At 58.2% G+C, this 19098-nt stretch carries 16 protein-coding genes; 12 read left to right on the forward strand and 4 right to left on the reverse strand.

Translation table 11 applies throughout. The features are described from left to right. A partial coding sequence (locus tag F591_RS32225; protein WP_211217562.1) for a hypothetical protein occupies window positions 1-263 on the forward strand: 263 nt, incomplete at its 5' end. A 200-nt stretch (window positions 264-463) separates the two neighbouring features. Next, on the forward strand, window positions 464-907 hold the full coding sequence (locus F591_RS0106165; protein WP_019533717.1) for a DUF2663 family protein: 444 nt from the start codon (window positions 464-466) through the stop codon (window positions 905-907). A gap of 303 nt (window positions 908-1210) precedes the next feature. Here F591_RS0106165 and F591_RS0106170 read toward each other — a convergent pair whose 3' ends face one another. From F591_RS0106170 to F591_RS0106175, 3 genes are all read right to left on the reverse strand, one after another. After that, window positions 1211-2191 (reverse strand): ribose-phosphate diphosphokinase, encoded by a 981-nt coding sequence (locus F591_RS0106170; RefSeq protein WP_019533718.1) that lies wholly within the window; start codon window positions 2189-2191, stop codon window positions 1211-1213. A gap of 442 nt (window positions 2192-2633) precedes the next feature. Next, window positions 2634-3077, reverse strand: coding sequence for a hypothetical protein (locus F591_RS33375; protein WP_156829468.1), 444 nt, complete (start codon window positions 3075-3077; stop codon window positions 2634-2636). Between the two features lie 308 nt (window positions 3078-3385). Continuing rightward, window positions 3386-4696 carry an ABC transporter substrate-binding protein gene (locus tag F591_RS0106175; RefSeq protein WP_019533719.1) on the reverse strand — a complete coding sequence of 437 codons (1311 nt, stop codon included), beginning with the start codon at window positions 4694-4696 and terminating at the stop codon, window positions 3386-3388. Window positions 4697-4879: 183 nt separating this feature from the next. Between F591_RS0106175 and F591_RS27490 the strand changes: the two genes are divergently transcribed. The 8 genes from F591_RS27490 (at window position 4880) to F591_RS0106215 (ending at window position 13121) form a co-directional block, all read left to right on the forward strand. Continuing rightward, window positions 4880-5740: an AraC family transcriptional regulator gene (locus F591_RS27490; RefSeq protein WP_019533720.1), complete on the forward strand. Its 861-nt coding sequence runs from the start codon at window positions 4880-4882 to the stop codon at window positions 5738-5740. A gap of 429 nt (window positions 5741-6169) precedes the next feature. Next, on the forward strand, window positions 6170-6856 hold the full coding sequence (locus tag F591_RS27495; RefSeq protein WP_019533721.1) for a class I SAM-dependent methyltransferase: 687 nt from the start codon (window positions 6170-6172) through the stop codon (window positions 6854-6856). A gap of 16 nt (window positions 6857-6872) precedes the next feature. Continuing rightward, the gene (locus F591_RS0106190; RefSeq protein ID WP_019533722.1) at window positions 6873-7736 is read left to right on the forward strand and encodes a carbon-nitrogen hydrolase family protein; all 864 of its coding nucleotides are present in this window, start codon (window positions 6873-6875) and stop codon (window positions 7734-7736) included. Between the two features lie 195 nt (window positions 7737-7931). Further along, the gene (locus F591_RS0106195; RefSeq protein WP_019533723.1) at window positions 7932-8618 is read left to right on the forward strand and encodes a GNAT family N-acetyltransferase; all 687 of its coding nucleotides are present in this window, start codon (window positions 7932-7934) and stop codon (window positions 8616-8618) included. Window positions 8619-8752: 134 nt separating this feature from the next. Next, entirely contained in the window at window positions 8753-9397 is a 645-nt protein-coding gene (locus F591_RS0106200; protein ID WP_019533724.1) for a superoxide dismutase family protein, read from the forward strand. 280 nt (window positions 9398-9677) lie between these two features. Beyond that, window positions 9678-10796 (forward strand): DUF3900 domain-containing protein, encoded by a 1119-nt coding sequence (locus tag F591_RS0106205; RefSeq protein ID WP_019533725.1) that lies wholly within the window; start codon window positions 9678-9680, stop codon window positions 10794-10796. Window positions 10797-11154: 358 nt separating this feature from the next. Beyond that, entirely contained in the window at window positions 11155-12009 is an 855-nt protein-coding gene (gene larE, locus F591_RS0106210) for an ATP-dependent sacrificial sulfur transferase LarE (RefSeq protein WP_019533726.1), read from the forward strand. A 125-nt stretch (window positions 12010-12134) separates the two neighbouring features. Further along, window positions 12135-13121 (forward strand): 2-hydroxyacid dehydrogenase, encoded by a 987-nt coding sequence (locus tag F591_RS0106215; RefSeq protein WP_019533727.1) that lies wholly within the window; start codon window positions 12135-12137, stop codon window positions 13119-13121. A 112-nt stretch (window positions 13122-13233) separates the two neighbouring features. Here the strand turns inward: F591_RS0106215 and F591_RS0106220 are convergent, their stop codons facing one another. After that, the gene (locus F591_RS0106220) at window positions 13234-15405 is read right to left on the reverse strand and encodes a HelD family protein (RefSeq protein WP_019533728.1); all 2172 of its coding nucleotides are present in this window, start codon (window positions 15403-15405) and stop codon (window positions 13234-13236) included. A gap of 228 nt (window positions 15406-15633) precedes the next feature. Between F591_RS0106220 and F591_RS0106225 the strand changes: the two genes are divergently transcribed. Together F591_RS0106225 and F591_RS0106230 are read left to right on the forward strand one after the other, a co-directional pair. Further along, window positions 15634-17214, forward strand: a complete 1581-nt coding sequence (locus tag F591_RS0106225; RefSeq protein ID WP_019533729.1) for a response regulator transcription factor — start codon at window positions 15634-15636, stop codon at window positions 17212-17214. A gap of 121 nt (window positions 17215-17335) precedes the next feature. Then, complete coding sequence (locus F591_RS0106230) at window positions 17336-19084, forward strand: cache domain-containing sensor histidine kinase (protein ID WP_019533730.1); 1749 nt, start codon at window positions 17336-17338, stop codon at window positions 19082-19084. Window positions 19085-19098: the final 14 nt, after the last annotated feature.

A 19098-nucleotide genomic window follows, 5' to 3' on the forward strand; every position in this document is an offset into this window, starting at 1 on the left:
GACCACAGATGGACGCAGAGTACGGAGCCGCAGACGAAACGCGGGCATTCAGGGCCCGCAGGAGCACGAGGCTGCGGACGAAGAGCGGACCACAGGTGGACGCAGAGTACGGAGCCGCAGACGAAGCGGAGGGCATAGAGGGAGCCTGGGTGGGCAGGGCCGAGGGCAGCTGTCCGAAAGCGGCGTTGCCTGCCTCGGGCGGAAGAAGGGCGTGCGTATGGCCGGCCGACAGCGTGCCGCGGACCGCTCGCCATCGCGCCTAGAGCTGTCTTGCGGTGTTGCGAGCAGTCCGCTGCTCCGGCTAGGCAGGGGCCGAACCGGGAGCAAGCCAGGCCGGACGGTAAAATGCCTGGCAGACTCGGGCGGTGCGGCGGCCTTCGCATGTCAAAAATAAATCTGCGGCAGGCTTGCAAAGTGCCCCGGACATGCGCATACACTCCTTGTATAAGGGGAGGGAATGCGCATGATTTGGACCGAGATGGACGTTTCCGAGGATACCAAGAAGCTGCTGAACGAGCTCGTCGCCAGGAAGAAAAAGCTGGATCGCTATGCCAAGCTGCGCGCGCTGCTGGCTTACCTCGCGCTGCTTGGCTCGACGGCGACGGTCGTCTATTTTTACAAGGCGATTCTGATTCCTTCCGGCGGCAACATCATGCGCATGCTGGGGGCACTGGCGGGAAGCTCCGCAAATGTGCTGCTTGTCTTCCTGGCGGCGTTTTTATTTTATTTGATGAATTATTATTCGAAGAAGTACGATAAGCAGAAGGCAAAATACGAGTCTTTGCGAGAGGAGGCGGTCGATCATCTGCGCGGTCCGTCGATCGCTGCCAGACTTACCGACGATAAAGATAAAATCTCCGGCTTTTTGCAGCAAACCTATAAAATCAATGTGACGTACAAAAGCTAGCGGAAAAAAGGACACGGGGGCGGGACGCTGCTACATTGCGATCAAGCGTTAGTGCGACGGTGAATCGCGGGCCGAGGGTAAATCGGCGGTGAATCTCAGCCGAGGGTGAAACTGCGCTACACCGCGATCAAGCGTTAGTGCGACGATGAATCGCGATTAGCAACAAGCCGCGGTCGCATTGCGAGCCGTTTGAGGGGCGCCGCGCGCCGCGCGTCAGTCGGCATCCGCATGCTGCCTTGCCGCTCAATCGCCAAGGGGCATGCCCGCGAGACTTGCAGCTTAATCTGCGCTGCTCCGCGCCGGTCAGCCCAGCGAACTGTCGATGACCTGCTCGGGGACGTTGTCGAACAGCGGGCTGAGCGATTCCTTGCGGTGAATGCGGCTGACGGCTTCGCCGAACAGCGGCGCCGCGGATACCTGCATTATTTTAGCGGAATGGATCAGGTGGGGATTGTCTACGGAATCGGTTCCAATGATGCGCTCGATGGGGCTGGCGTCCAGCTTTTTGACTGCGGCTTCGCTCAGGACGAGATGGGACAGGCAGGCGATAATGCTTACAGCTCCCCGCTGCTTCAGCAGCTGGGCTATCTCCGTCAGCGTTCCGCCGGAAATGGAGAAGTCGTCGACAATAACGGCCGTTTTGCCGGCGACGTCGCCGATCAGCTCAAGCAGCTCGGCCCGCTCGTTATGGCTGCGCCTCGTTTTGTCTCCGATAGCGATGGAAGCGCCGAGATGCTCCGCGAATTTGCGGGCTTGCTTGGCAAAGCCCGCGTCCGGCGAGACGACGACCGGGTCGGCGGGCTGTAGCCGCTTGACCGCCTCGCACAGGACAGGCAAAGCGAACAGGTGATCCACCGGCTTCTTGAAAAAGCCTTGAATTTGCTGGCTGTGCAAATCCATGGCGACGATGCGGTCTACTCCGGCCAGCTCCATTGACTCCGCGCATACCCTTGCCCGGATAGAGACGCGCGGCTCGTCTTTTTTGTCGCCTTTGGCATAGCTGAAATAGGGGAGAATGACCGTTACGGAGTTGGCGCTGGCTCTCTTGAAGGCGTCAGCCCAAAAAAGAATTTCCACGAATTCGTCGTTTGGCCTGAGACCGATCGATTGAACGAGATAGACGTCCTTGTCCCGCACCGTTTCGCCGATGCGAACGAAGATATTGCCTTCCGAAAAGGTTATCGTTTCGGACTGTCCCAGGTTTGCGCCAATATATCGGCACATTTTCTCGGCAAACGCCTTTCCCGAGCTGCCCGCAAAAATTTTGATTTCATGATTGTTCAAATCGATCCCTCCCGGAGCATTCGTCTGCCGTAGGCGGCTGTCATCTAGATTATACGCGCAACTCCGAAAGTTCTGCTTGTTTTTTGTAGCGATTCCGGGATCAGCGCTTGACCAACTAACCCAGGCCTGGACGAGACGCCTTCAGGTTCGCTGCGAACGCTAACGCTGCTGAGAAGCGCTATTTCCATGAATATAGCCTTATTAAAAATATAAGGAAACCGAGCAGCGCTATTTTGCCTAAAAACTCGCTTTCGATCGCTCCGAAGGTACAATTAGGTGGCTGGCGAGCGTTACAATCCGATAACGGTTATTTCTAGCGAAATAAGCTTTGTGGCCAGCGTTAGCGTGGCGGAGTTAGCGCAACAGCGCCAACGCTGCGCCAGACCTTGTGTCACTTCCCAGGATCAAGAAGGGCAGATGTCGGGATTCGACGACACGGCGATCAAGAAAGGTCATGCGTGTAACAACCCGCAGCGCGGTTCGCTGCGATAAGCCGGGGGGAAGGCCGAAAAAGGCAAAGAGCGGGGCGATTCCCGCTCTTGTGCGCAGCTTTATGCGCTGTTTGGAAGCGCTTTCTGATGAATTGACTTGCTGCCGTCTGGATGCGTATAATACCAGATGTAACCGGTTGCAAATTCGCTCCCTGATCATCAGGGTTGCATGCCCATCCCTCAGCACATGAGGCGACAAATCCTGCAAAAAATACAACATTTTCGGCATTTATTGTGCAAGAGAAAGGGGAATGTTGCATTTTATACAACAATTTAGGGGCGATGGGCTTCAAACCCGGAAACATCGCCTGAAATGTTGCACAAAATACACAAAATACAACATTGAGCCGTAAATAGGGTGTATCCCCCCGTTTTTGTTGTACAAAATACAACATTTGCGGGCTCTCGTGAAAATAGTCCGGGGTCCGCGGTCCATTTTCATCATCTGATGGTGCTGCGCGAGAAATCGCTCGTCATAGCCGTCCGCGATTGCTTCGCGCTCGGTTGCCGCATTCGGACCGCGGACATGTCGGCGGCGGAGAACCGTTCAATTGCCCAGAGCGGCCGATATCGCCTGCCAGAATGCCGCCTACCGGAAGCTTCCTGCCAGGGAGATTGCCGTCAGCCAAACTGCCGATTGCCAGGGAGAATGCCGCTGTGGCCTGGCCGTTATGAAGCCGGTCTTGGCGCAGCTTGGCGATAGTTATTTCTGCTCTGCCTCGATTTTCTGGTTCACTTCTTCCTCGGCGGTTCTAAGGGCCGTGTTCAGATCGGTTTCGCCCGTCAGCAGCGGCGTATACTGCTTGCGGATGGCTTCCTCGACAAAGGTATCGTACCGCGTTTTGGCAACGGCCGGGGCGGGACGGTTGAAGAAGACGGCGTTTTTGATGTTTTTGTCCTTCATCTCCGTCTCTTCGCCGAACACCTGCTTGATGGCATCGTTGTTCAGCGTGGTGATGCCTCCGGATTTGGACATCCGGGTCTGGTAGTCGTCCGATATAAACAGCTTCACCACTTCCATCGCGGCATCTTTATGCTCGCTGGTAGATGTAATGAACATGTACGTCGGATACGACTGGCTGCCGACCTTCGGGTTGTCCTTGAAGCTCGGGAGCGAGACAACGTCGTAGTTCATCCCTTTTAACCATTCGTACTCTCCGTACATAAAGCTGAACATCGCCGTATTTTGCGTTTTGGAAAACTCGTCTAAATAAGGGATTTTGTACCATTTGCTTTTCAGCTCGGCTGCCACCTGTTTGTACACGTCGGATTGCATCGGATTAAGCATCGATTCCTGAAGCAGCTTTTTCCAATCCTCGTTGTTCAGCGACGCCCGGTTCGTCTTCGGATCGACATTGACCAGCGAAAGCGGATTCATCCGCAGATAATGGTTGATCGAGGTGGAATAGCCGACGTAATGGACTCCGCCGTCGCTTCTCGTGAGCTTCTTGGACAGCTCGGTCAATTCGTCCCAGGTCATGCCGTCCTGAGGATAGGGCACGCCGAACCGGTCGAAGATGTCCTTGTTGTACATAATGAGCATCGTGCTGTTGCTGATGGGAAGCCCGTACAGCCCGCCCATCACGTTGATCGCCTCGATCGCGCCCGGGTCAAAACGGTTCAAATCGACGTTGTGCTTCTTCACCAGCTCCGTCATGTCCTCGTGCAGCCCGACATCGAGCAGCGAGCCCTTGAGGCCGATCTGGCCGATGGAATCGATAAATATGTCGATCTTCATCGATCCGCTGGCGACCATCTCCGGGAACGATACGGTTTTGTCCTTCGGTATGAATTTGACGGTTACGTTCGGCAGCTTTTCCCGAATATAATTGCCGAACTGCGACATGAACTGTTCCTCGGGAATTCCTGCGTTATGATAAAAAGAGAGCTCGACCGGCTCGGCGAGCGCTCCTCCCGGCTCCGGTTCCGACGCGATGTCCTGCCGCGAGCAGGCGGAAAGCGCCATCGCCGCCGTCAGCGCCAAAACGGCGCAGGTACGCTGTGTTCTTGTCATCTGTTTTTGTCCCCTTTCTAAAATGTGGCTGCCGCTCTCTGAATACGCTGTCATCCCAGCGGATTCATGCTCCATGATAGCGAATGAAACGCCGGAAAGTCTGTTGCCGGGTTTAGCAGATTTGTTGCTGGATTACGATAATGTCCGCCGCGTCCGCGCGGGCAGGGGGTGATGGACGTGCGAATGACGAATTATATGCATTTAAACGAATATCCTTTTTTCTTCCGTTTGCGGGAGGACCGGACGCAGCAGTTTATCAGCGTGCGCCACGCGCATCAGGGCGTCGAGATGCTGTACGTGCACGAAGGCTTCGGGCGGGTATCGATCGACCGGCAGTCGTTCATCGTAAGGCCGGGCACGCTGTTCATTTTTAAGCCGTATCAGCTGCATCAGGTGCAGATGTTTACGAGCTCCCGCCAGCCGTATGTGCGCACGCTGCTGCTGTTCGAGCCGGCTGCGCTGGAGAAGTTCCTGACCGCGTTTCCGTCGCTGCGCAGGCTGCTCTTCTCCATGCTGCACGAACGGACGGCGCCGATGGTGTTCGGGGAACTGGATCCGAGCAGCCTCGATGCGCTTTTTCAGCTGTATCAGGGCGGCTTTCGGCCGATGAACTCCGCGGATGTGATGGAGCACCAGGCGATGCTTCTGATCTCCATGCTGTGCATGCTTAAAACGGCCTGGGACACGGCGACGTCTCCGCTGTCTCCGGTCGAGCAAATGATCCGCTGGATCGATCTTCACTATATGGAGCCCTTCGAATTGAAAAAGCTCGCGCAGGCGGTTCATTTGTCGCCGGCTTACGTCTCTTATTTGTTCAAAAAACAGGTCGGCTCCAGCATTACGGATTATTTGAAAAAGGTGCGCATCCGCCAAGCTTGCTGGCTGCTGAAGACGAGCGATCTTTCGGTAGGGGAGGTGGGCGAGGCGGTCGGCCTGACGAACGAGTCATATTTTTGCCAGCTGTTCAAAGCGGAGACGGGCACGAGCCCGTACCGCTACAAAAAAGATGCGGAAAACAATCCGCCCTTCGTCCCCTTTAAATAAGCGGGATCGAGGCGGCGAGCGCGTTGGTTGCACCGGCTTCGGTGCCGGAGAGAGAACTTCGTGCCAGAGGCAGGACTTCGGTGCCGCAGACAGGACTTCGGCGCTGCTGAGAGGACTTCGCTGCCTGCGCCAGGACTTCGCCGCGCGGATTTGGCGCTGCTGAGAGAACTTCGCTGCCTGTGCCAAGGCTTCGGTGCCGGAGGCAGGATTTCGGTGCCACAGAGAGGGCTTCGGCGCTGCTGAGAGGACTTCGCCGCCTGCGCCAGGACTTCGCCGCGCGGATTTGGCGCTGCTGGCTTCAGCGTCAGGCCGAATGTTCGGCGCCGAATTTTCGCGAGGAAGCGCTGACAGCGTAGTTTTATCCTGCGGCTGATGGTATAATGTACAGCACAACCTTCGTCTCATGAAAGAAAGCGGGCGTTAATCGGAATGAACGTGCGGGAGATGTTCGGCGATATCGATATTTATTTGTTCGATCAGCTGCTGAAAGGGCGGATCGGACCCGGCATGAGAATATTGGATGCCGGTTGCGGGCAAGGGCGGAATCTTGTCTATTTCATGCGCGAGGGCTACGATATATATGGCGTGGACCGTTCGGAGGAAGCGATTGCCGCCGTCCGGGACCTTGCGCTGGAGCTGGAGGCCGATACGGCGCTTCCCGGCGGGTTGGCCGGTTCCGGAGAAGAGCGATTTCGCGTGGAGCCAATCGAGAAGCTCAGCTTCGCGAACGATTATTTCGATGTCGTCATCTGCAACGCGGTGCTGCATTTCGCCGCGGACGAGGCGCATTTTCTGCAGATGGCCGGCGAATTGTGGCGCGTGCTGAAGCATGACGGCTTCCTGTTCGTGCGCATGGCGTCGAAGGTCGGCATGGAGCGGCGGATCCGGCCAATCCCGGGCACGCAGCGCCATCTGCTGCCGGACGGGACGGAGCTATTCCTGGCGGACGACGAGCTGCTCGGCCGCATGGCGGAGAAGCTGCACGGGCAGTGGCTCGAGCCGGTCAAGACGGTGCTGGTCGGAGACCGGCGGGCGATGACGACCTGCTGCCTCAAAAAGCCGCGCATCTTGTTTTTCGAGCCGATCGCGGCGGATTTGCCGAAACTGGAGTATTGAAGGAGCTGTAAATTAGATGAAGATGAGAGTATCCGCTGTGCAGTATCATTTACATACGATTGCCGGATTCGACGATTTCGCCCGGCAGGTGACGCATTACGTGAAGACGGCCGCCGAGTTCGAGGCCGATTTTGTGCTGTTTCCGGAGCTGTTCACGACGCAATTGCTGTCCATCGGACGCGGCGGCGGTAGCGGCGAGGCGCTGCCGATTGGGGAGCTTCCCTCGTTCACGGAACAATACGAGGCATTGTTCCGGAAGCTTGCCACGGACACAGGCATGCATCTGATCGGCGGAACCCATATTATCCGCGATGGGGACCGGCTATACAACACGGCTTACTTGTTCTACCCCGACGGGCGGATCGGCACGCAGCGGAAGCTGCATATTACGCCGACGGAAGTGAAGGAATGGGATATGGCTGCAGGCGATGCGCTGCAGGTCTTCGATACGGATAAAGGCCGGATCGCGATTCTGATCTGCTACGATATCGAATTTCCGGAGATCGTGCGGATGGCCAGGGCACGCGGCGCAGACGTCATTTTCTGCCCGTCGTGCACCGACGACCGGCACGGGTTTCACCGGGTGCGCTACTGCTGTCACGCCCGCACGATCGAGAACCAGGTATACGTCGTGACGACCGGCACGGTCGGCTCGCTGCCGACCGTCGATTTCATGCGCGGCAATTACGGACAGGCGGCGATCATTACGCCGAACGATGTTCCGTTCCCGCCAGGGGGCATGATGACGGCCGGGGAAATTAACGACGACATGGTAATCACGGGCGATCTGGACCTGTCTTTGCTGCAGCAGGTCAGGGACAAAGGCTCGGTGACGACATGGCGCGACCGCCGCACCGATCTGTATACGGATTGGCAGTAATAAGGCGCGGCAGCTCGCCGAAGCGATCAGGGCGCCAGTTCGAGCGCTCGCCGCGCTACCGTGGCCGATAAGGTAGCCGAGCGGCCCGGTCGTCTGGCGCGCGCCGACGAGAAGAAGCTGCAGGATGAGGCCGCTCGCCCGCGCGGGAGAGGGCGGGCTTGCCTCCTGCAGGCGAGACGTGAAGGAGGTTGCGGGATGTCGTATCGGAAAGAACTATACGTATTCGATGGAGACCGGCCGGTGAAGGCCGTCATCCGGACATATCGCGAGGCCGATTTTGCCGGATTGATCCGCATACAGCAGGAGAGCTTCCCTCCGCCGTTTCCAGCTGAGCTGTGGTGGAACGAGGAGCAATTGTTAAACCACGTAACGAGATTCCCGGAAGGAGCGCTGTGCGTCGAGGTCGAGGGAGAGCTTGCCGCCTCCATGACCGGGCTGCGGGTCCGCTTCGATCCGCAGCATGCCGAGCATACGTGGGAAGAAATAACGGATTCCGGCTACATTCGCAACCACGATCCGGAAGGGGAGACGCTGTATATCGTCGATATTTGCGTCCGGCCCGCATACCGGAAGCTTGGGCTTGGCAAATGGCTCATGCTGTCGATGTACGAGGTTGTCGTGCAACTCGGGCTGAAGCGACTGCTCGGCGGAGGACGCATCCCCGGATATCATCGGCATGCCGACAGCATGTCCGCTGAGGACTATGTCGAAGCGGTTATGGCCGGCCGGCTGAAGGACCCGGTTATGACGTTCCTGCTGCGCTGCGGCCGCACGCCGGTGAAGCTTATTCCCGGCTATCTGGAGGACGAGGAATCCCGCGGCTATGCCATGCTTATGGAATGGCGCAATCCGTTCGCCCACTTAAGCGCGAACGGACGGTAGGGTACAGGCCGTCTCGGCGGATGAATTGCCGGCCGGCCGACTGAAGGTGCACGTTTATCGTCCTGGCTGCAAGGTTACACTGATTTCATGGGACGACGATTCCCGCGAATGAGTGTGACACAGGAGGTAAACACGTGAAATCGATTCGACGATGGGTGCCGGCCGCGGCTCTGACGCTGCTGGTGAGCGGGTGCCAGGGCGTCAGCGCCGATTGGCTCGGCTTCCGGATCAACCGCGAGCAGGCGCCGGCGGCGAGCTTGCCTGCTCCGGGAACGGATCAGGCGGGCGAAGCTGCATCCGCTTCGGCTGCCGGGAGCGAGCCGAACGCGCCCCGACACGTTACGGTCCGGATGATCAACGGCAGCGGACAGGAGATCGGCCAGGCGCTGCTATCCCAGACGAAGGAAGGCGTTCGCATCCAGCTGGAGGCGGGCCCATTGCCGCCGGGCGAGCACGGCTTCCACGTTCATCAGGTGGGCGTATGCGAGCCGCCTGATTTTAAAAGCGCCGGGGATCACTTCAATCCGCACATGAAGCATCACGGATTGGAGAATCCGGAAGGCCCCCATGCCGGGGATTTGCCGAACGTGACTGTCGGAGCAGATGGCAGGGCGAAGGCTGACGTGACGGCGAAGCTGCTGACGCTGGAGAAGGGCAAGCCGAACTCGCTGCTCAAGAGCGAAGGAACCGCGCTCGTCATTCACGAGCAAGCGGACGATTACAAGACGGACCCGTCCGGCAATTCCGGCGCCCGCATCGCCTGCGGCGTGATCCGCTAAAGCGTCCGGCATGCCGAGCGGGTTCAGCCTCCCGCCTGCGGGCTTTGCGGGGGGCGGGGGCGGGCCTGGACGCCGCCGGCGTTTGCGCTGCTTCCAGCGCGAACGGAAGCATCGTCCGGTTGCCGGCAGCGAGCAAGCTGTGATACGATGATTTGGACCCACCTTGGGGGGCGTCAGCCTTTTAGGGTGGTTTTTTTCTTCTTGCTGTTTCGGCTACGTGCTGTCGGATGGTCATATAGGACGTCTTTTCATTTTCATAATGGCAGGGGAGAGGCGACGGATGAGATTTGACATGGACTACATTTCCTTTTTCGTGATCCAGGTGGACGGGGAGGAGGGGCAGGGCGGGAAGCGGCTCAAGCATTATCAGACGATGGATGCGGACGATTACGAGGCGAGCGAGCTGCAGCCGTTTTTGCATGGGGAGTTCCCGAAGATTGTAAAGCGCAAGGCCGAGCTGCATCCGAAGGCGGAGCAGGTGCCGACGAAGATCGGCCGCTTTACTGTCGAGCCGGGCTACGATCTGGACTCGAACCCGAATTACAATCTGTTCGCCCGGCTGCGGGTCGCGGAGACGATCGACGAATTTGCGGCGGAAGCGGAGGCGATGGCCCAGGCGTATATGGACGCAAGCGCCATTCGGGGCGGAGCGCTGTTCGTCGCCCGCTTGCGGCTGCCCGAGCTTTTCGACGAGCCGTTCATTTTCGTGCTGAAATGCGACTTTGAGCAAAAGATTGCGCGCATTACCGATGAACGCAGCCTGCTTCATAAAGTGGAGATGGCGATCAATGCGAAAAACATGAAGTCGATCATGTACCCGCATATGCCGGAGCCGGGAATGCTGGAGGTGCGCGAGCTGAAAATCCACCAATCGTCGCATGCGCGGTACTTCGAGGATTTTTTGCGGCATGTGGAGTACGAAAAATCGGTTCCCGAGCTGATGAACGAGCAGGTGCTCGGCTTTGTGCAGCAATACGTCGACGAAATCTATGTGGGGGACGATGAGGAGAAGGCGCGGCAATGGGAGGAAATCGAGCTGTGGGCCTGCAGCGAAAAAAGGGAGCTTCAGGAAAAATGGGACCGCGAGCAGGTGCTCGAAGCGACTTCCGTGATGGTGGAGCAAAAGCCGGATATCGAGATGAAGCTGAAGATCGGCGGCATGACCGTGCGGGCGATGCTGGCCGATTTCGGCGACAAGCTGCATATCGCCAAGCTGGGCGACCGGTACGTCGTCGTCCTGGAAGGGGATGCGCTGCAGTTCGATCGCGGCATTTCGCCGGTCGAGCTGCTTGCCCCCGAGCCGATCGAGTCGCTCGTTAAGCGGATGATTCAGCGCGAACGCGAGGAGCAGCTGGCCGGTGAGCCGGTCTATGCGGGAGCCGGAGCAGCGGAGTATTAACCCTGTAGTTATGCGCATGCCGATGGCGCTTAATCCGCCTGCAGGTTGCAGGGCTGAAGCGGGGCAGCCTGGCGACCGCTGAGCGGCACCGGGGAGCCCGGCAGCTTGCCTGCCTTCAGGCTGCGGATTCCCGCGGCGAGCCTTCGCGGTTAGCGGGAGAAGCCGCTGCGCAAGCGACGGCCGGAGCCATTCCGGGGCATGCGGTATCGCTGTCGGGCGCGGCAAAATTTTTAAAGGACGCCGAAAGGCGCCTTTCTTATTTCGGCAAAAGGGTCTATAATGGAAATTGGGCTGCGAACAACGCGGCTTTCTGTTAACGTGTGCATGAGCATTGGATTACTGGGGAGGCGATTAAACCATGGAGACCATGGATCGTCAAATAGAGGAAAAATACGAAAAGCTCGGCGGCATTTTGCGCTCGATGGGGCGCATCGTCGTCGCGTTCTCCGGAGGAGTGGACAGCGCTTTCCTGCTGAAGGCGGCGCTCGAGTTCGCCGGTGCGGATAAGGTGCTGGCCATTACCGCCGATTCCGAGACGTATCCCGAGCGGGAGAAGCGGGAGGCCATCGAGCTGGCGCGCGAGCTTGGGGCGCCGCACGCGATCATTCATACGAGCGAGCTGAACATCCCCGGCTATGCCGAAAATCCGACGAACCGTTGCTATTTCTGCAAAAATTCGCTGTTCGATCATCTCATTCCGATCGCCAAGGAGCGGGGCTACGACTGCGTCGTGTTCGGCGCGATCGCCGACGATTTGGGCGAGCATCGCCCGGGCCTGCAGGCGGCTCACGAGCAAGGGGTACGGGCGCCGCTGCTGGAAGCCGGCATCAAAAAATCGGAAATCCGCCACTTGTCCCGCAAGTTCGGGCTGCGCACCTGGGATAAGCCGTCGTTCGCCTGCCTCTCGTCGCGCATTCCGTACGGCGAAGCGATTACGGCCGAGAAGCTGTCGATGATCGACCGGGCGGAAGATTTTTTGATTCAGCTTGGCTTTCGCCAGGTGAGGGTAAGGCAGCATGACAATTTGGCGCGGATCGAGGTGCCGGCTGCGGAGCTCGCGGATGTGCTGGCGGTCGCCGATACGGTTCAGGCGAAGCTGAAGGAGATCGGCTACGCCTACGTCACGCTCGATCTGCAGGGCTACCGTTCCGGAAGCCTGAACGAAGTGCTGCCGGCGGAGCAGCAGTCCGTCGGAACGCAGGCGGCCGGCTGAGCGCCGGAAGGCGGCGGCCCGTTGTGACGAGCGACGGCCAGTTGAACATAGGTTGAACACATGTCGGGCAGTGATTGAGCATAGGTCGAATGCAAGTTAAGCCCCCAAAGGAGAGTGCACGAGTAATGAACGCCAAGCCGAAAGTGTATATTTCCAAAAAAATTCCCGATTCGGTGCTCGAGTGGCTGCAGCAGCACTGCGACTGCCGGATGTGGGAAGGACAGACGGCGTCGTCGCGCAGCGGGCTGCTCGAAGCGCTGCGGGATGTCGACGGGCTGATGACGACGGGAGGACGGATCGACGCGGAGCTGCTGGATGCCGCTCCGCGGCTGAAGGTGGTCAGCAACATCTCCGTCGGCTACAACAACTTCGACATCGAGGCGATGCGAGCGCGCGGCGTCATCGGAACCCATACTCCGCACGTGCTGGACGAGACGGTGGCCGATACGGTGCTGGCCCTGATGCTGTCCGTCGCCCGGCGCGTGCCGGAATTGGACCGGTTCGTGAAGGCGGGCCGCTGGAAGAAGGGCGTGGGTCTGAGCGACGATCACTTCTTCGGATTGGACGTGCATCACGCGACCGCCGGCATCATCGGCATGGGCCGGATCGGCGAAGCGATCGCCCGCCGGGCCGTGCACGGCTTCGGCATGAAGCTGCTGTATACGAACCGGAGCCGCCGCCCCGATATGGAGGAGCGTTACGGAGCGGTGTATGCGCCATTGGAAGAGCTGCTGCGGGAATCCGACTTCGTCATTATGATGACTCCGCTGACGCCGGAGACGACGCGGATGATTCGGCGGGAGCATTTTGCGATGATGAAGCCGTCGGCCTTCTTCATCAACGCCTCGCGCGGCCCGACGGTCGACGAGGAGGCGCTGATCGAGGCGCTGCGCAGCGGCGCGATTCGCGGCGCCGGACTGGACGTGTTCGAGGTGGAGCCGGTGCAGCCGGACAACCCGCTCTTGTCCATGGACAACGTCGTGACGCTGCCGCATATCGGTTCCGCCACCGAGAAGACGCGCCTGGATATGGCCATGCTGGCCGCCCGCAACCTGGTCGCGGTGTTGACCGGCAGCGGCGAGGCATATGTCGTTAAGGAGCTGCAAGCTTGACGGTCGGCCGCTGATTAACCGGGCAGCGGCGGAACGTGTACATAACCGCCTGTGGCGGCTTGCGCGCAAGGAAGCGCCCCGGCTTCATCGGGAAGCCGGGGCGCCGCTGTTTCTACACCGAGCGAGCGACATAATCGCCTTCGATATCTGCAACGAGCGGCGAAGGCGCATCGCCGTAATACAGCTTGAGCGAGTGAAGCGCGCGCGTGCAGCCGACATACAGCAGCTTGGCCGCATGCGGCGTGGCGGGATAAGCGTCCGGATCGGCGTCGACGATCAGGGCGGTATCGAACTCCAGCCCTTTGGCCAGGTACACGGGCATGATGGAGACGCCGCCCTCGTACTGCTGCTGTCCCGGCACGATCAGGTTCGCCTCGCAGCCGGCCTTGGCCAAGGCGGCATGCAGCTCGCGGCAGCGCGCTTCCGTGCGGCAAAGCACGGCCAGCGTCCCCGCCTGCTCGCCGCCCGCGCGGTGAGCCGCGATCTCGCCGGCCAGCTTCGCCGCAAGCGCCGCGCCGCCCGCGCGAACAAGCTCGACCGGCGCTCCGCTGCGGAACACCGGCACCGCCGGCTCCGGCGGATCGGCCATCCCGCGCTGCAGCACGCCGTTCGCGAAACGGATAATCTCCATCGTTGAGCGGTAGCTGCGGCTCAGCGTATAGTAGCCGCGCTGCTCCTCGGGGAATAGCTCGAGCATTTCGTCCCAACGGTGCACGCCCTGATAGGCGTGAATGCCCTGGGCCAGATCGCCGAGGATCGTAAACGAGCCGCTTCGCGTATGCTGCATGAGCAGCGCGATCTGAAGCGGGGAGTAATCCTGCGCTTCGTCGATGACCGTATGATCGAACCGCAGTTGCCCGTCAATGCCGTAAAAGCGGTTGCGGATATGGATCAGCGGGGCCAGATCCTCGGGCTGCACCTGTTTTTTCCTGGCGAGCGCTTCGGTTTCGCGCCGCAGCTTGTCCGGGACGAGCGGTCCGTTCATGGCTTCGCCGGCCGCAAAGGACGGACCTTCCTCGCGGAACAGCTCCCGGTACCAGGCGAAAGGCGTATACGCCGTCCAACGCTTCGCGTACTCGCGCAGACGCTGCGAGCCCTGCTTCTTACGCTCCTTGCGAATGCGGGGATCGCGGAATTGATCCAGCTCCATCTCCAACCATCGCTTGATGCGGGCAAGCACCCGATCGCGCCGTTTCATCACGGGCTCATGCTTATACTCTGTATGATACCAGTGGCGAATCGTCGCTCGCTTCAGCTCCGCTCCCGGCCACGGAACGAAATCGGCCTCAGGAACGGCGGCAGCTTCGTAGGCGTCAAGCAGCGCGTCCAGCGAGTGCATGAAGCGGATCGAGCCCTTGATGCGCCCCGGCGCCTCGCTGAAGTCGGCGTCCGCGGCGCTGTCGGGCCGATCGAACCACTGCTTCAGCCGCTCCGCCGGATCGGCCAAGGCGACCTCGTGCACGAGCAGCTCAAGCGCCCAGTCGGCGAACGTCGTCTGCTGAATGTGGCCGACGCCCAGCTCGGGCAGCACGCCGGAAATATAATCGAGGAACATCCGGTTCGGCGCGAAAATGATGATTTTCTCCGCCCTCATCTGTTCGCGGTATTGGTAGAGCAGGTAGGCGATGCGGTGCAGGGCGACGGTCGTTTTGCCGCTTCCCGCCACCCCCTGGACGACCAGCGCCTCGCTGCGGCCGGAGCGAATGATGGCGTCCTGCTCCGCCTGGATGGTCGAGACGATGTCGCGCAGCCGGTTGTCCTTGTTCTCGCCAAGACGATGCAGCAGGAATTCGTCGCTTACCGCAAGCTGATCCCCGTTCCGGTCATACGTATCCACGACCCGCTGCAGCGCATAATTGCGGACGACCAGGTTGCGCTTCAGGTGGACCGTCCCTTCGATCGGGCCGTCCAGCGATTCGTAACGGGCGGGAGCGGTGCCGCCGGTGAACGAGTAGAACAGGCTGGCGACCGGCGCCCGCCAATCGATCACAAGAAGCTCGGTGGAATCCTCCTTCTCCACACCGAGCTTGCCGATGTACAAGGGAATGGGAGCGTCATGGCCCGCTTCCTGAAAATCAAGCCGCCCGAAATACGGCTCCGGCATCGCCTGCTTCAGATTGCGCCGCTTCGCTTCGCGGATCGATTCGAGCACCTGCTCCGTCGGGTTGTCGCCGGTATACCGCGGGATGGCGAGCAGTTGCTCGAGCTGCCGCTTCATTTCGTCCAACGTCTGCTTCAGCCGCTTGTTTTCTTCCGGAAAAGCGCTGTGCTTAGCGGGTTCCAAGGTGAAATTACCTCCATTTCCTATATTTCCGACACAGAAGGATTTACTACTCTACCACAAAAAGGGTCAATTGGCAAGCGGTTTCAACCGCATTTGGCAGCCGCCCCCGGCTACAGCCGCAAGCTGACTTTTCGATTGACAATAGACCAAGCCGAAGAAAATAATTTACTTAAAAGTAAGCAGCTGCAAATATAAAGCGGTTTCATACTCCAGGGAGGTGCCCATGACATGTACAGCGTCATGCTGGTCGATGATGAGCAGTTCGCCAGAAAAGGTCTTCGCGCGCTGATCGATTGGCGCGCATGCGGCCTCGAGGTGACCGAGGAAGCGGACAACGGCGAAGATGCGCTGCTGCTGATCAAGGACAAGAAGCCGGATATCGTCATCACGGATATACGCATGCCGGTGCTGGACGGTTTGGAGTTAATCCGGGCGGTCAACGAACAGAGCAAGGGGGAGGCTCCGGCATTCATTATTATAAGCGGTTACAACGATTTCAAGTATGCGCAGCAGGCGGTCAGATACGGGGTGCACGACTTCATCCTCAAGCCGATCGATCAGGAGGAGATGACGCGCACGTTGATCGGGCTTCATCAGAAGCTGAGCGCAGACAAGTCTCTGAAAGAACGGAATGAAGAGCTGCTGATCAGCTCCGTCATTGAAATGCTGATTATGGGTGAAGCGAGCGATGAGAAAATTGCGGAATGGGAGCAGCGGCTGCCCAAGGCGAGCGGGTATCGCTATTTGTTCGTCGAGCTGAACGACGTTCATCCCTGGATGCATCCAGCGGATTCGCTCGCCGCTCATGACGCTTATGAATTCAAGCCATATACGCAAACGATTCTCCGGCAGTTAATCCCGGAGTTCAGGCATATGCTCCTTCACGAGCATCGAGGACGTCTCGGCATGATCGTATCGGATGCGCTGCTGTCCCGTTATGACGGGGACATTGCTTCCTTCATGCAGACGCTGCGCGGCCGGCTCACGCAAAAATTCGGCAATCGGGTATTCGTCTATGCCGGCATGCAGGTTGAGCGGCTGTCGCAGGTGCATGAATCGTTCCGGACGGCGAAGGAGGCTCTGTCGTACAAATATGTGCATGACGAGACGAAGACGATCGTCTATCAAGACCTATGCGATCGCCCGCTGCAATTTATCGAGGCAGACCGCGCCATCCGGCAGACGCTGCTCGAACAGCTGGAGGAAAATAAAACCGATGAAATCCGCTTGACGGTCGAGCGGCTGTTTGACGAATTTCGCAGCAACTATTTCGCGCCGGAAGCGATCAAGATGAATATTCACCAAATCGCCACAGCAGTAGCCAAAATGATCAAAGAGATGGGGGGCGACGAGCGCGAGCTAATCTCGTATGAAGCGATCATCTCCTGGCATGATCTGAATGTCAGCTTAAGCGAGCTGAAACGGTTGTTGACGAATTTTGTCGTGGACAGCAGCCAGCTTCTGAAGCAGCTGCGCAAAGAATGCGCCAAGGGCGGCATTCACCGGATCAAACAATATATTGAAGCCCATTTTCATAAAAATATCAGCCTAAAGAGCATCGCTGCCGAATTTTACATGAATCCGGTATATCTCGGTCAGCTGTTCAAGAAGCATTACGGCATGTACTTTAATGACTATTTGCTCCGTCTTCGCGTGAATGAAGCGAAGAAGCTGCTGCGCCAGACCGATCTGCGCATCTATGAAATCGCGGAGAAGGTCGGGTTCAGCAATGCCGAATATTTTGTTACCCAATTCGAGAAGACGGAGCAAATGACGCCGAGCGAATATCGAAGCAAGCTGCTGCAGTAACGCCGCATGAAGGCAATAGGCCGCTGCCTTGCCGCGAAAACCGCGCGCCGGGAGCCAGCGGACGGCAGTGCGTTGCCGTTGGCCGCAACGTGGCGGCAGCCTTCGGGAAAGGGGTCGAACGATGAGGTGGAGCTTGAATAATATTCGCTTGAGAAACAAGATGCTGATCGTCTATTTCTTGTCTGTCTTTTTGCCGATTTTGCTGACGAACGCCATCTTCTATCAAGTGACGACGGATAATGTGAAGCAGCAGCGGCGGCAAGACATTATGCGGGCGCTGGAACAGATCAGCAACGAATTTCAGACGGAGATCGAGGATGCGATCAGCGTCTCGTCCGTTTTTTATTCGGACTATAACTTGAATGCTGTGCTGGAGAGCGATTACGAGAAGCTGTCCGACTATATTGAAGATTACAACACGTTTATTCGCCGCATTTTGAACAGCTACACCCCTGTCTACACCTCCGTGCAAAGCATCGTCATATACGTTGACAATCCGACGATCATTCGCTCCAGCGGCCTCGAACATTTGACAGACGAAGTGCGCGGCAAAGACTGGTACCGGAGATTGCAGGAGACGCCTTCCCCGTATCCGCTCGTGATGCGGACAGGCGAGGGCGGCTTGCGCGACACGTTCAGCGTCATTCGCAGAATGGACCATTACCGGACCTACCGGGCGAAGGAAAAAATACTGAAGATCGACATGAAGCTCTCTGAAATCAATCAAATATTCGGCAACCTGAATTTGTCGGGATACCTGTACATGGTTGATGAACGCGGATTAATCGAATACTCGACGAATCCGGACATCGCTTGGCAGAGGCAGCATGTCTACTATCAGGATGTGCCGCACTTAGGCGATACCATCCAATTCGAGGTGGACAATCCCGCCAATTATCTGGCCGGCTGGCGCATCATCGGAACGATCAACGAGCAGGAAGTGTTCGGGCAAGTGCGGCAGTCCCGCAGCTTCATCGTCTTGCTTGCGGCGATCAACGTGCTGTTCGCCACGATTGTCATCGCCTGGATCACCCGCTCGATCAACGTGCGCTTGATTCGGTTATTCCGCCACATGAAAAAAGTAAAAAATCAGCACTTCGTTCCGATCAAGGACGAGGAATATACGGATGAGATCGGTCAGCTGACGAAAGAATTCAACCGGATGACGCTGCGCATCAAAAACTTGATCAACGATGTGTACGTCCGCGATTTGCAGAAGAAGGAGCTGGAGCTGCAGCAGCGTAACGCCCAGCTGAATGCGCTGCAAAGTCAGATCAACCCGCATTTCCTGTTCAATGCGCTGGAGACGATCCGCATGCGCAGCATCATGAAGGATGAGCAGGAGACAGCCCAGATCATTCATAATATGGCTAAAATGCTGCGCAATTCGTTTACGTGGACGAGCGATTTCGTAACGGTGCGGCAGGAGCTGGAGCTGATCCGCTGCTTCCTGGAGATTCAGCTGTACCGCTTCAGCGACAAGCTTCAATATCGCATCGATGTCGACGAGCATGCTTTGCAATGTCTGATCCCGAAAATGTCGTTTTTGCCATTCGTCGAAAACGCCAGCATCCACGGCATTGAAGCTGCCAAGCAAGGCGGCATGATCGATCTGCGCATTGCCAAAGCGGAGGATAAGCTCGTGTTCGTGCTGCGGGATAACGGCATCGGCATGTCTCCGGAAACGCGGCAGACATTGCTTGGCTATCTGCATCGCGATCATGAGATGGGCGAGCGGATCGGCGTGCAAAATGTGGTGTATCGGCTAAAGCTGTACTATCCGGATCGCTTTCGGTTCCATATTCAGAGCGAGCCGAATCGGGGCACAACGGTTCAGATCGAAATACCTGCACAGGAAAATGCAGTATAGCTCTGCACGGCAGA

It is taken from the genome of Paenibacillus ginsengihumi DSM 21568 (genome assembly GCF_000380965.1).
GTDB lineage: Bacteria > Bacillota > Bacilli > Paenibacillales > NBRC-103111 > Paenibacillus_G > Paenibacillus_G ginsengihumi.